Source organism: Novosphingobium sp. FW305-C-30-35, assembly GCF_058783135.1.
This window is the reverse complement of the sequence record NZ_JBYSYJ010000001.1, coordinates 2,401,289-2,414,385: the sequence shown is the minus strand read 5'-3', so window position 1 is coordinate 2,414,385 and position 13,097 is coordinate 2,401,289. Positions and strand designations below refer to the sequence as shown.

General features: G+C 61.2%; 9 protein-coding genes. 6 read left to right on the top strand and 3 right to left on the bottom strand.

Features of this window, described 5'->3' with window-relative positions; genetic code table 11:
• Positions 1 to 36: 36 nt before the first annotated feature.
• The gene (locus AC3WLM_RS11955; RefSeq protein ID WP_492477468.1) at positions 37 to 303 is read left to right on the top strand and encodes a hypothetical protein; all 267 of its coding nucleotides are present in this window, start codon (positions 37 to 39) and stop codon (positions 301 to 303) included.
• 100 nt (positions 304 to 403) lie between these two features.
• Positions 404 to 1,405: a LacI family DNA-binding transcriptional regulator gene (locus tag AC3WLM_RS11950; RefSeq protein WP_039332601.1), complete on the top strand. Its 1,002-nt coding sequence runs from the start codon at positions 404 to 406 to the stop codon at positions 1,403 to 1,405.
• On the opposite strand, the gene AC3WLM_RS11945 is transcribed toward AC3WLM_RS11950, so the two are convergent.
• Positions 1,402 to 2,520: a glycoside hydrolase family 68 protein gene (locus AC3WLM_RS11945; protein ID WP_492478121.1), complete on the bottom strand. Its 1,119-nt coding sequence runs from the start codon at positions 2,518 to 2,520 to the stop codon at positions 1,402 to 1,404. The two genes, AC3WLM_RS11950 and AC3WLM_RS11945, sit on opposite strands and share 4 nt — an antisense overlap.
• A gap of 422 nt (positions 2,521 to 2,942) precedes the next feature.
• Between AC3WLM_RS11945 and AC3WLM_RS11940 the strand changes: the two genes are divergently transcribed.
• The 3 genes from AC3WLM_RS11940 to AC3WLM_RS11930 all read left to right on the top strand — a co-directional run bounded on the left by AC3WLM_RS11940 (position 2,943) and on the right by AC3WLM_RS11930 (position 7,834).
• Positions 2,943 to 5,234, top strand: coding sequence for a TonB-dependent receptor (locus AC3WLM_RS11940; RefSeq protein ID WP_492477467.1), 2,292 nt, complete (start codon positions 2,943 to 2,945; stop codon positions 5,232 to 5,234).
• Positions 5,235 to 5,301: 67 nt separating this feature from the next.
• Positions 5,302 to 6,288, top strand: a complete 987-nt coding sequence (locus AC3WLM_RS11935; protein WP_492477466.1) for an alpha/beta hydrolase — start codon at positions 5,302 to 5,304, stop codon at positions 6,286 to 6,288.
• Between the two features lie 256 nt (positions 6,289 to 6,544).
• Positions 6,545 to 7,834, top strand: a complete 1,290-nt coding sequence (locus AC3WLM_RS11930) for an adenylosuccinate synthase (RefSeq protein ID WP_039332593.1) — start codon at positions 6,545 to 6,547, stop codon at positions 7,832 to 7,834.
• A 46-nt stretch (positions 7,835 to 7,880) separates the two neighbouring features.
• On the opposite strand, the gene AC3WLM_RS11925 is transcribed toward AC3WLM_RS11930, so the two are convergent.
• Both AC3WLM_RS11925 and AC3WLM_RS11920 read right to left on the bottom strand, forming a co-directional pair.
• Positions 7,881 to 10,460, bottom strand: coding sequence for a beta strand repeat-containing protein (locus AC3WLM_RS11925; protein ID WP_492477465.1), 2,580 nt, complete (start codon positions 10,458 to 10,460; stop codon positions 7,881 to 7,883).
• A 25-nt stretch (positions 10,461 to 10,485) separates the two neighbouring features.
• Positions 10,486 to 11,697 (bottom strand): surface lipoprotein assembly modifier, encoded by a 1,212-nt coding sequence (locus AC3WLM_RS11920; protein WP_492477464.1) that lies wholly within the window; start codon positions 11,695 to 11,697, stop codon positions 10,486 to 10,488.
• Positions 11,698 to 12,173: 476 nt separating this feature from the next.
• Between AC3WLM_RS11920 and AC3WLM_RS11915 the strand changes: the two genes are divergently transcribed.
• Complete coding sequence (locus AC3WLM_RS11915) at positions 12,174 to 13,064, top strand: MarR family transcriptional regulator (protein ID WP_492477463.1); 891 nt, start codon at positions 12,174 to 12,176, stop codon at positions 13,062 to 13,064.
• Positions 13,065 to 13,097: the final 33 nt, after the last annotated feature.

Genomic DNA, 13,097 nt, shown 5'->3' with positions numbered 1-13,097 from the left:
CGTGGGACACGACCTCCAGTGCTTGAGGGTCGACCGATGGCTTTCCATTGCCTCGACATTCCGTTCTGGTTCGGAAACACTCAGACCTGTGCATCGATGACCGGCGGTGGAATGGACGCGGTGGCCCTGTCCAATAGCATGGTTCAGGCTCTGTCGGCGTTTGCCGCCCAAGGCGCGCCGGCGGCCCGCGGCATTCCGCCGTGGCGCGCCGCATCGCCAGACGATATGGCATCGCTGCAGTTGGAGTCTTCACCGACCATGATCGGAGAAGACGACGCAGCAGAACGCGCCACTCTCACATGAATGTGCGCTTGCAGTTTGCCACTGGCGACACCGCGTGTAGGTGTCACATCAGCGCGGAGAGCTATTATCCTTGAAGGCGGGCAACGGTAGTCGAACAGGCATGGTCAGCGTCAAGAATCTCAAGGAATTTGCCGAACTGGCGGGAGTTTCGACCGCCACCGCTTCTCGCGCATTGACCGGATCGGGGCGAGTAAGTGACGAGACGCGCAAACGCATAGCCGTTCTGGCAGAAAAACTCGGCTATCAGCCCAACATTGCGGCTCGTAACCTGCGCACGCAGCGTACGATGACCATCGGCGTGCTTGTACCCTTGGGGCACGAAGCCCTGCAGCACCTGTCAGACCCATTCTTCAACACGATGACAGGCTTTCTGGCCGATGCTTTTGCCGAAAACGGTTACGACATGCTGTTGTCACGCGTGCTTCCCCGCAACGACCGCTGGATGGACCGCTTCATCGGAAGTGGGCGAGTCGACGGTATCGTGGTCGTCGGCCAATCGGACCAGTTCCACGTCATCGAAACCATATCGCGGCGTTACGAGCCAATGGTGGTTTGGGGCGGCTACTCGCCCGGTCAGCACCACTGTTCGATCGGATCGGACAACCGACTCGGCGGCAGGCTCGCGGCAATGCACCTGATTGACCGAGGCTGCAGACGCATAGCCTATGCCGGGCCGTTGGAAGGTTCGGAGTTCGGCGAGCGTCTTGATGGCGCCCGGCGGGCGCTGCTTGAGGCGGGGGCAACTCCGCTTGTGGAACTGCGCACGCATTTCGAACCGGATGCCGCCTATGCCGACGTGCGTGAGCAACTGGGCAACATGGCGCAAATCCCCGACGGTATCGTCGCCGGATCCGACGTGACCGCGATCAGCGTGATCAGGGCGCTACGCGACCTTGGTCAGCGCGTACCGGATGACGTCCGCGTGATTGGCTACGACGGCCTGCCGATCGGCGAGCACATGAGCCCGCCGCTCAGCACAATCGACCAGCAATTGCGGCACGGAGCGCAACTGCTCACACAGACGCTCCTTCGTAGGATCGCCGGAGAGGCGACGCGATCCAGCCAGATCGAGCCGCACGTCATCGTGCGCGGATCGACCTAGACAACCACCCGCGATGTCTCTCCGTCCAGCGCGATGCGGAAGAACGGCGCCGGGTACCCCGCAAACCGTTCACGCCGCAGCTGGGCAGTGGTAAGGGTAGCAGGGTCGGCGACCCCTGGAAAATCTGCGAACCCGATGACCCGGAGATCATCCATCACCCACCAGCTGTATTCCTGTGCTGGCGCGTCAACGGGGTTTGCGGCAATAAGTCCGTGGCCGTTCAGGAACATGAATGGCCCCAGCGGCCCATCCGATACGGCACCGTAAAGCCCTGTCGGCCCCGAGGAACCGCTAGCTGCAAACACCTTCCGCTGAGTTGACCAGAACAAATAGTAGCGACCATCAACGACCCTCATGTGCGGGCGCTCGAGTTCGTTGTTGAAGCCCGCCGCGCTAAGCACAGGCGGCAGAAGGCGCCAGCCGGAACCTTCTGCGCCGATGGCTTCAGCTACTCCTATCACACCGGTCCATCGCGATGGCGACTTGGCACATGATCCTGTGAGGAACAGGAAGGAACGGCCACTGGCGGGATCACGGAAAAAGCCCGGATCGCGGAAACCAAGTATTTCCCCTCCAACACCGGTGATCTGGTTGGCAATCATGTAATCTTTTCCGTCGGCCTCGACGGATTCAACGGGCCTTGACCAGTCAGACAGGATTACGGCCCCGTCCGCTTCGGAAAACCGGCAACGAGCCTCGAACAGGCGCTGCTCAAGGGTTGCCATAGAGGATCCACGCCGCCCGGCAGCGGTAAAGTATACCGTAAGCTCGCCTTTTGCCTCATCCAGGACTGCAGAGCCGGACCATTCGCGATCTCCGGGGGTGAAGCCATCGGGAAAAACCGGTTGGTGAAGCGTCCAGCGGCCATCGTGCTCGCTTGCCAGACGGATACGGGCAATTGCGTGGCGGGAATCGGGGTCGGCGGCCGCAGGCGCAGTAAGAATCATCCAGAACGCCGCACCATTGAAGCGAGGGAGCGTGCCGTCGGCCCGTTCGATAGGCCACATGTCCCAAAGGTCGAAGCCATCCACGCGGGCAGCGGGTGCTGGCGAGAGAGTGGGAATGGAGTTGGTTTCGGAGAGGGCCAACCCACCCAGGTCTGCAGCACTCCACATGGTCGGGCTCGCACAAGCCCCGGAGGCAACGCGTTTGCCAGTCTCGGAAACGGTAGTTGCCATAGTGAGATCTTCCTCCGGGAGGATTGCGCGAAGATTGCGCAATCGTTGACTCTTCTTGCTCAATCAGATGGCGGAGCGAGAGTGCGCGGGAATATCCACGGCTCAACGACTCCAGCAAAATTCCGGCAGAGCCCAAAGTTTCTCAGTACTTTTTGGCTCACCGCACCTGAATGCTCCACCCTGTTTAGGTTAGAGCAATCGATTGCGCAATCTCATCTTTTGTGATGAAAGGAGCCCGAATCGGACGAAGACAGGAAAAGTCGCGTCCACACCGGCCAGAACTGCGCCGATCAAGGGAGGGAATACCCATGCACACACGTTCCGTTCTGCTGGCCTCAGTAGCAATTGCAGCGTCATCTATGACTGCCAATGCACAGGATGTGGCAACACCTCAGGATGACGGATCATCCGTACCGACCGAGATCGTCGTCACAGCTCAGAAGAGCAGCGAACGGCTCTCGAAGGCTCCCGTTGCCGTCAGCGTTGTTTCGCAATCACTGCTTGATCGACAGGGCCTGACCACCAGCGAACAGATCGCGACCACGGTGCCAACGCTCAAGCTTTCGCAGAACGGATTTGCCATTCGCGGAATTGGCTCGAACAACGGCTTTAGCGGCTATTCCACAGTCGCAACCCAGTTCGACGGTATCTACAATCCGTCCCCCGTCGCACTCTCGCTGGCCTTGTTCGATCTTGGAGCCATCGAAGTGCTGCGCGGCCCGCAAGGCACAGTGTATGGGCGCAATGCCACTGCCGGTGTCGTGAACATCAACACAGCCGACCCGGGACGTAATTTCGGTGGCAGCGCCAGCCTGCAGTATGGCCGCTTCAACGATATCCGTGCGCAAGCTGCCGTAGATCTGCCAGTGAACGACATGCTGCGCGTCCGCGTAGCGGCGTTCCATCAGGTCAACGACGGGTACGGCCCCAAGTTTGCGGCGCGCCGCTTTGACAAGACTGACCTTTCGGCGGTGCGCGTTACCACGGTATTCGATCCGGCGCCGAACCTCAGTTGGCGCCTGTCGGGCTCCTATGCCCGGAACACCGGCACAGTCGCATCAGTGTTCCTGCGCAACTACAACGTCTATCCGCAGGCAGATCTGGTGGCGGGCACGTTCGGCCCGGTCACGATCGTCCCCTCGGATGCGATCAATCCCGGCTTGGATACCGTAACCAGCAACCGGCAGAACATCACCAGCTATGACGTACGTTCGAAGCTGGTGTGGGATGCCACCGATAGCCTCAGCTTCACATACCTTGCCGGCTATTCACTCCTCAAGAACGACGGCGTCACGGCCTCGACCGGCGTGTTCTCGCAGGAATACATCGATCATCGCACCCGCACCTGGTCCCACGAAGTTGACGTGAATTACGAGAATGGCCCGCTCAAGCTCGTTGGCGGCGCATTCCTGTATGAGGATCGCCAGCCCTCGGGCACCCGACTGCTGCACGCCGGCAATACGGCGCCCGCTCCTTTCAATCTGGTTTTCAACCTCTTCGGCGCGAAGGTCGTCGGGACAGGCGATCAGATCTCCACGATTGACGCCGTCGATGTGGTCAACACTTATGCCGGTGTGGGCAGCAAGTCTCGCGCCCTGTTCGGACAGGCAACCTTCGCGATTGCACCATCGCTTCGCCTTGTCGCGGGTATCCGCTCAACCTGGGATACGGTTACCAGCCATGAGCAACAACTGGTCTGCCCGGGCCAGTCGTTTGACCGCGATACAATCGCCCCCGATGTCTGCCCGACCTTCATGATCGCCTATACCGATGATCGCAACCGTCCGAGCGCGAAATACAGCAAGGTCAGTTGGAAGCTCGGCATCGACGCCGACGTGACTGAGAACCTGCTCGCATATGCTACGGTCTCGACCGGCTATCGCGGGGGTGGCCTGCAGCCGAGTTCCAATCCGGCGAACTTCCGAAGCTATGCGCCTGAAACCGTCGACAATTTCGAGCTGGGTCTGCGCGCCAACCTGATGGGTGGCCGCCTGTTCCTTGGCGCCACGGCCTATCAGATGAACTACAAGGACCTGCAGGTGTCGTCGATTATCGTCGATCCGGTGCAAGGCCCGATACCGGTTACGACCAATGCGGCCCGAGCGCGCATTCGTGGCATCGAGCTGGAAACAAGCTTCCGCCCCACCCCGGCAGATCGGTTCACGGCCTACTTCTCTTGGCTGGATACCAAGTTCCTGCGATTTGCCAACGCACCTGACAATCTGCGCTCAGCCGATACGATCTACAACATCTTCGCGCCGATCCTGGGCTTTGCGCCGATTGCGCCGGCAGTTGCCGATTACTCGGGCAATCGGCTGCCTTTTGCACCACGCTTCAGCGGGCGCTTCAGCTATGCTCACGAGTTCGAAACCGCTTCTGGCTGGAAGATCACTCCGGCAGTCGACTTCTTCGCGCAGACGGCAACATTCGCCAGCGTGGACAACGCCATCCAGGGCCGGATTGCAGGTTACACGAAGACCGATCTCAACCTGCAGTTCGACGAACCTTCGGGGCATGCCTACCTCAACGTGTTCATGAACAACGTCGAGGACCGTCGCATCCCCACAACCGTCGTTCCCGTTTGGAGTTCGACGACGGCCAGCTATGCCATGCCGCAAACCTATGGCTTGCGCGTCGGCTTCAAGTATTGATCGCATTGACAACAGGAAGCGCCGTGGCCGGAGCGATGATCTCCGGCCACGCATGCCGGAGAAGGTCATGCGTATGCCGGTCGATCGCAGGCAAATGCTGCTGGGAAGTGGGCTTTTTCTGATGACTTTACCTGTCAGCGCCGCAAGGGAAGCGCTGAAGATTCCGCAAGGAGCCGGACCGCTTCCGGCCGAATGGATCGGAGCGCCGTCGATCACCTTGTGGGACGGCCTGCCGCCCGGAAGCCCGCGTACAGCGCCCAAGCCATCAATCACACTCGACCCCACTTTCATTACAGGGGTCGCCCGACCGGAGATGCGCGTGTTCCGTCCAAAAAGGAGCAACGGGCAGGCTATACTGACGATCCCGGGCGGAGCCTACACGTTCGTCTCGATCCGCAATGAAGGCACGGACGTTGCGCGTACCTTCACTGAACTGGGCTACACCGTATTCGTGCTAGTTTACCGCCTTCCTGGCGAAGGCTGGGCGAATCGCGCCGATGTGCCATTGCAGGACGCACAGCGGGCGATGCGCTTGATCAAGAGTCGGGCAGGACAATTCTCCATCGATCCCGACAGGATTTCCGTGATCGGATTTTCTGCAGGTGGTCATCTTGCTGCATCGTTGATCACCGCCGGCAGGGACGGCTGCTATGATGGGCGCGATGCGGCGGACCAGTTGGATCCGCTGCCCAGCCTCGCCGCTCTGATCTACCCGGTTATAAGCACCGAACCGCCCTACACGCATCAGCAGTCGGTTGAAATGTTGCTCGGCCCAAATCCGACTGCTGAGGCAATTGAGCGCCGCTCTCCTGCACGCCGTATCGGTGCAAACACGCCCCCAACCTTCCTCGTGCACGCTCTTGATGACGTGCCAGTGCCATCCCAGAATTCCCTGCTGTTCCTCGATGCGATGCAGCGCGCCAGGCGTCCGGTTGAAATTCATCTGTTCGAAGAAGGGGGGCATGGTTTCGGCATCGGCCCATCCAATGCGCCGGCGGGACAGTGGCCCCAACTTTTGAGTGCCTTCATTGCCCGCCACATGGCACCGTCCTGACAACAGGCCTTGGCTTGGCCGACAGTTGCAGCAAGGCAACCCGGTCTCCCCGCGATAGGTCAGAGCTGCTGTCGGCAAGCCGAGGAGACCTTCCATCTCACCAGCCCAGTTCGCGGCGCCCTTGACTTTGGGTTGCCTATGCCACTAGGGCGCGCACCGAAAACCGGGGTCTTGCCCCGCTCATCCATCCCGTTTCGCCGAGTCCTGTCGAAGGGCGTCTTGAGGATCCACCCGGGCAGGGTGGAGGAGTGTATTCATGGCCAATGTAACCGTTATCGGCGCCCAGTGGGGCGACGAAGGCAAAGGCAAGATCGTTGACTGGCTGGCCAGCCGTGCCGATGCCGTTGTCCGCTTCCAGGGGGGGCATAACGCCGGCCACACCCTCGTTGTCGGCGAACAGGTCTACAAGCTTTCTCTGCTACCCTCGGGCATTGTCACTGGCACGCTCTCGATCATCGGCAACGGTGTGGTCCTCGATCCGTGGGCGCTGAAGGCCGAGATCGAAAAGCTGACCGCGCAGGGCGTCGAGATCAATGCCGAAAACTTCGCCATTGCCGACAATTGCCCCCTAATTCTGCCCCTGCACCGCGACCTTGACGGTCTGCGCGAACAGGCAGCCGGCTCAGGCAAGATCGGCACCACGGGCCGCGGCATCGGCCCTGCCTATGAAGACAAAGTCGGCCGCCGCGCGATCCGCGTGTGCGACCTTGCCCATCTCGATGCGCTCGATGTCCAACTCGATCGCCTCTGCGCGCATCATGATGCGCTGCGTGCAGGCTTCGGACAGCCGCCGGTCGATCGCGCCGCACTGATCGCCGAACTGCGCGAGATAGCGCCGTACGTCCTGCAGTTCGCCCAGCCGGTCTGGAAGCGCCTCAACACCGTCCGCAAGGCCGGCGCGCGCATCCTGTTCGAGGGCGCGCAGGGCGTCCTGCTCGACGTTGACCACGGCACTTATCCGTTCGTCACCTCGTCCAACACGGTTTCCGGCACCGCAGCATCCGGTTCGGGTCTTGGCCCATCGCAGACCGGTTTCGTGCTTGGCATCGTCAAGGCCTACACCACCCGAGTCGGCTCCGGGCCGTTCCCTACCGAGCTTGAGGACGAAGTCGGCCAGCGCCTTGGCGAGCGTGGCCACGAATTCGGCACGGTTACGGGGCGCAAGCGCCGCTGCGGCTGGTTTGACGCGGTGCTGGTGCGTCAGTCCTGCGCCATCTCTGGCGTGACTGGGATTGCTCTCACCAAGCTTGACGTGCTGGACGGTTTCGAGAAGGTGAAGATCTGCACCGGCTACCGCCTGCGCGGAAAGGTGCTGGACTACTTCCCGGCCCACGCCGCCGACCAGGCTGAGGTTGAGCCCATCTACGAAGAGATGGACGGCTGGGATGGCACCACTGCTGGCGCGCGTTCGTGGGCTGACTTGCCCGCCCAGGCGATCAAGTACATCCAGCGCGTGCAGGAATTGATCGAAACGCCGGTTGCCCTTGTCAGCACCAGCCCGGAGCGCGAGGACACGATCCTTGTGCGCGATCCCTTCGTCGATTGAACACCTGCAGCCTCACCGTCCGGGCGGATGGTGAGGCTGCAAAGCTTTAGTTCTTCTTGCCGACGGTCACACCTGAATAGATCGATTGCTGTCCGCCCGGCGGATTCAGCTGCAGGAGAAACGAGCCGCCCCATTCGGCAGCGTTGGCTCCAAAGAACATGCCGTTGAGGAAGCTGGTGCTGAGCACGTCGGTGCCGGTTCCCCTGAGGGAGAACGTGTTGCCAACGCCGCAACCTGGGCAATTGCCCGCAAGCGATCCACTGTAAGTAAAGTTGCCGAGGCTCGACGTCGCGTTATTGCCGACATCTGTCGCCGTCAACGCGAGGACGGCGCTGCCAGTGCCTGCGGCGAAGTCTGCCGTGAAGGTGCTGGTCCCCGAAAGCGAAGCCTCGCGCTGCGTCGCACCGTTCCGGCCATAACCGTAGACTACCCCGGAATAGCTTGCCGAGCCCGTTCGCGGGATCTGGAAGCTTGGCGTCAGGCCGCCGAACGGCACATAGTAGTGTGTCGCCACCTGGCGTCCGTCTACCGTGTCGGTTCGCACCACTTCGGCAAAACTGGTGTAAGTCAGGGCAATCGAGGGGTTGCCGCTACCGAACTTGAACACCCGCGCCGTGTAATCGGCACCGCGATACACATCGAAGGTGCTGGTGCTTTCCGCCGCCTTATAGTCCGCCGCCGCCAGCGTCTGCGACAGCTGCACGGCGTTGCCGAAGTTCGTGCCAGTCGTCTTCGACGTGAGAACATAGGACTTGTTCGTCGGGTTGTAGGTAACCTCGACATTGGTATCGAGAAGCGCCTGCTCCGCCGGGCTGAGACCGTTGACGACATAGTACTGGGAATCGTTGCCATTCAGCACAGTAGTCGTCGTGAGGCCGGCAAGTCCGCTCTGGGAAGCGGTGCTGTCCGAACCGCGGCCGCCTGCAAGCGTAGCTGCCATGACGGCACCGCCGGAACTGCTGGCCTGAACCACCGCCCCGATCTGCTCCGCAGCCGGACCGAAGAACTTGCCGGTCAGCGTGCCGTTGTAATCGGTCGTACCATCGAAGGTGATGTTACCATTGAACGCATTGGTGCTTGATGAAAGCGTCGCGTTTCCGCTCCAGTTGCCTGCATCCGATTGGGTGCCCGGCAGGCCCGCCGAGGTGCCCGGAATGGCATTGCCAACAGTATAGGCTCCAAGCGTCGAAACGGCGCCAGTCTGGAAGTTGACGTTGAAACTGCCATTGCCGTTCACGCCACTGATCTTCGACCCGCTGGCCAGTATCCCGCCATTGAGGGAAACGTTGAAGGCAGCCGTCCCGGTTCGCGGGGTTGAGGAATTGGCCGTCGCGAAACCATAAACGAACGCATCTATCTGGCCGATGCTCGATCGCCGGTCGGTCAGAATGCCTGCGCGCAGGTAGTCGCTGCTTGTGTAGAAGTCATACGTCAGCCCGACCTGTCCCGCCTTTGTCGGCTGCCACATGATCCGGCCATCAGAACCGTAAAACACCAGTGGCGATCCATTCTCACCCTGATGCACAGACGCAAGCCCGCTGCCGGCGCCCACTGCTGAAAGATTGCCTGCTCCATCAAGGGTGCCCTTCACGGAGGCGCTCAACGGTTGATAGAACTGGTCGGTGGAAGGGCTGGCAAGGCTGGTCGAGGTATTGACCGGTGTCGTGCCGCGAGCGCCGTAGATCACACCGGTTGCGGCGACGTCCGAGTTGGGGTTTTGCGAGAAGGCCGCCCCAACTTCCTCGGCGTTGGGGCCGAAGAAAGCCCCGTGCAACTCACCCGTTCCGGCGCTGCCCAAGGTCAACTGGCCAAGAAAACTGTTCGCGCTCTTGGACAGCAGCGCAAAGGCGTTCCAGTTATAGCCCCGCGCGGTGACATTGGTCTGAACATCGGTCTCGTCGTAGAAGCCGCTTCCGGCAATGCCGCCGGACAGGAAATCGACCGAAAGCTTGCCTGTCCCTCCCAGCGCATAAATGTTCGTGCTGAACGTCCGCGCGCCCAGCAGCTTTACATCGAAGCTGGCCGCGCCCGTCCTCGGCAGCGTTCCGTTCGGCGTCTGTACCCCATAGGCGAAGGAGGAAATGCGCCCATCGATCGTGGTGCTTCCATTGACCTGGCGCTGCCAGATCCCTGCCCCCACGAAACGGGTCTGACCTGCGGCTGTGCCTGTCGTGGTCAACGAGAGGAACTCGGTCGTATTGCCCGAAACGAACTTGTAGGTCGTGATTGCGCTGTTCGATTGCGTCGCGTCGATGTCGCCTGGACCGAAAGTGCGGCTGCGCGTGCCGTCCGAGACAGTCCAGGAGCGGTTAGTGGCATTGTAGGAGACCGTGAGCGCCAAGGCTGAAGCCGAGGTGCTGACGGCGGCGCCATTGGTCGGAACACTTACAGTTCCGACAGATGCCACGTTCTTGAAACTTTCGCTGACAAGCGGCGCGACCAGGCTCGTGTTTGCTGTCGGTGTGGGCGTGGGCGTGGGTGTCGGCGTAGGCGTAGGCGTAGGCGTAGGCGTAGGCGTAGGCACCGGAGTGCTGCTGACGCCATTGCCGCCACCGCCGCACGCTGCCAGCATCAATGCAATGGTCAAGGCAGACGCTGTCGCCGCCCTGCGGTCATGTCTGGTCATTGCCCCTCTCCCCTTTTTCCTTACGCTAGAATGCCGACGTCAGGCCAAATTCCGCCGCGCGCCGATCAAAATCGAAAATGCCCACCGTCGAACGGTTCCGCTCTATCCTGAGGCGCAGGAAAGGTGCGATGCCCTTCCACTGGATGGCGCGGAACGTTGCCGAAAGCCCGAGGCTGAACCGGTCATCCACACGCTTTCTCGGATAGAGGAACAGGCGCTCATCGGCCTCCAGGCGCGAGTAGCTTCCGTCCATCACGACCGTCGTCCTGCCCAGTTCCCTGAACACATACGCCGATGTCCCGCCGGTCCAATCCGACCAACCCGGATCGCGCGCTGAGGTGCGGCTCATCCGCAATTGCATCCCGCCGCCAAAGCGCGCGCTGAAGGCATGATCGATCCCGAGCGTGCCCGCATAAATGGTTGAATCCTGCAAGTCGTTGCGGCGATTGTCGAGGCGCGAGACAGCCGCTTCGGCACGCACCTGCGATCGCTTGCCCAAGGGGTGCTGGAAAACCGCAGTGCCCCCCCATCCTTGGCTGAACGCCGCTTGGCCGTACCAGCGCCAGGACGGGCCTCCTGAGAAAGTGATCCGGTCTGCACCGGACTGGAACTCTGGTCCGAATTGCACGGCCAGCGCATAATCGTCGAACTGTCCGGAGCGATAGAAGTCAGCGCTGCCTGATACCCGCGCGAGCAGACGGGCTCCGGCGCTAAGCGGCACGCGGAGATACCCCTGCGCGCGCGCCGCAAGCCCCAGGCCGGACTTGGCTTTGGCGTCGTCGCTTAGGGTAAAGTCGCCTATGACAGTGCCTAGCGTGTCTGCCCTTGTTGCGCGATTGATGTTGCTGTCTGGCGCAAGCGCAAGCTCCAGGCTGCCGCCAAGGGGTTTTGCCGCAGCAAGCGCCGCAGCGTAGAAACGCACGGCACGCTCGACGTCTGCCGGAAGTTGGCCACTGGCTTGGGCGGCACGCATTTCACGCTCGGCGGCGCCAAGTCGCCCCATCATCGCGTCCATCCGGGCCAGCTCAAGTCGCACCCGCGCGGCATCCGGCTTTTCGTCAAGGATGCGACGCAGTTCGACCGCAGCATCGCGCGTTCGCTTCATCTGGTCGGCAAGCATCATCGCCAGGCGAAACCTTGCTTCGCTCCGCAACTCGATATCTGGGTTGCCCGCCAAGGCGCGATAGGCCGTCTCTGCCGTGACGTAATCGCCAGCATCGCGAGCAGAATCGGCCAATTGGAAAAGTTGCGCCGCTGTCAGCTGCAAGCTGGGCGCCGATTCGTCCTGCTTGGCATTTTCATGTGCTGTTTCAATGAGAAATCGCTGAGACTGCACTAGTTGCGCTGGAACATCCGAAATGGAGGCAGTTTGCAGTAAGAACACCGACCCGATATTGCGAACAAATCAGCAGTTATCAAGCGCGGAAAAGACGTCGTTTCAACCGAGGCCATATTCACCTGCCTCCGGGTCACCGCGAAACTATATCCAGAATCGAGATAAACGATCTTGACCTGATCCACATATGTTCCACTCATGTTCGCACTTAGGGCAAGTACTGAGGGAACATTGCAATGACGCTGGTCCAAGCCTTCGCACCAAACTTTGCTGCAACAGATTTTGACGTCCCTCCTTTCGCCGACGAGCAGGCAGCGTGGCTCAGCCCTTCCGCGCCTCTTGCCGTGTCAATCTTCGCCGATCGTAGTTATCTGCGCATGGAGATGGCCGAAGATGCATCGGCTGCAGGGTTGCGCGTCTGCGGCACGGGCGAGCTGGCGCAATTGCTCAATGCGCGTGCAGAGCAGACCTTGGGCGATCTGGTACTGGTCGATTGCCCGCTCCTCGAAGGTGCCGACATTGCAGCACTTGTCTCGCTGGATGAACGTGCTGCCCGCACAGGTAGCCAGTTGATCGTTTCGACGAGCGTGGGGGCACTGGATGATGTATTCGGTTGCCTCGATCAGTCCGGTGCGCAGATCCTCGTCAATCCATCTCGGTCGGACCGGGTCATCGCGCTCGGCCACATCCTCGCCTCTCCTACGCTCTCGGCCAAGGGCGGCCGAGTTCGTGAGCTGTCGGACACCGATCGCATGTCCTTGCTTCGCTTGACCCAGCAGGTAAGCGAAATCGCCAATCGCCTGGAAACGCTGTCCGGCTCATCGGCGGCGACTGATCACGTCCAGGCCTCCGCCTTCGCTTTTGATGCGACCGGAGAGCGTGACTGTGCCGGCGTGCGTATCGCGCGAGGTACTCGCCCCTCGCTGCCCGACCCTCGCCTTGTCCGCAAGATCATACGCCAGCGCCAGTTGCGCGCCCGCTTCTTCGAAGGCGATCTGTTCGCTGACCCTGCATGGGACATGCTGCTCGATCTCACGGCGGCGCGGGCCGAACACAAAAGGGTTTCCGTCACATCTCTGTGCATTGCATCGGGCGTTCCGCCGACAACTGCGCTGCGGTGGATCGGCCAGTTGACCGAGGCCGAGCTTCTTTGCCGGGCGGAGGATGCTACGGATCGCCGCCGCGCGTTCATCGCCCTTTCGGACAAAGCGGCTGACGCAATGGCGCACTACTTTGCGGAAATCGAGGCGGCCGTGCCACCGGTCTGACAACCAGCAACTCAAGTTCGGCAACCGCGAGAG

Excerpts from the sequence above, each read along its gene's own strand:
- AC3WLM_RS11955 (WP_492477468.1), top strand. The coding sequence starts at position 37 with ATGGCTTTCCATTGCCTCGACATTCCGTTCTGGTTCGGAAACACTCAG.
- AC3WLM_RS11940 (WP_492477467.1), top strand. The coding sequence starts at position 2,943 with ATGACTGCCAATGCACAGGATGTGGCAACACCTCAGGATGACGGATCA.
- AC3WLM_RS11930 (WP_039332593.1), top strand. The coding sequence starts at position 6,545 with ATGGCCAATGTAACCGTTATCGGCGCCCAGTGGGGCGACGAAGGCAAA.
- AC3WLM_RS11915 (WP_492477463.1), top strand. The coding sequence starts at position 12,174 with ATGGAGATGGCCGAAGATGCATCGGCTGCAGGGTTGCGCGTCTGCGGC.
- AC3WLM_RS11925 (WP_492477465.1), bottom strand. The coding sequence starts at position 10,460 with ATGACCAGACATGACCGCAGGGCGGCGACAGCGTCTGCCTTGACCATT.
- AC3WLM_RS11950 (WP_039332601.1), top strand. The coding sequence starts at position 404 with ATGGTCAGCGTCAAGAATCTCAAGGAATTTGCCGAACTGGCGGGAGTT.
- AC3WLM_RS11935 (WP_492477466.1), top strand. The coding sequence starts at position 5,302 with ATGCGTATGCCGGTCGATCGCAGGCAAATGCTGCTGGGAAGTGGGCTT.
- AC3WLM_RS11945 (WP_492478121.1), bottom strand. The coding sequence starts at position 2,520 with ATGTGGAGTGCTGCAGACCTGGGTGGGTTGGCCCTCTCCGAAACCAAC.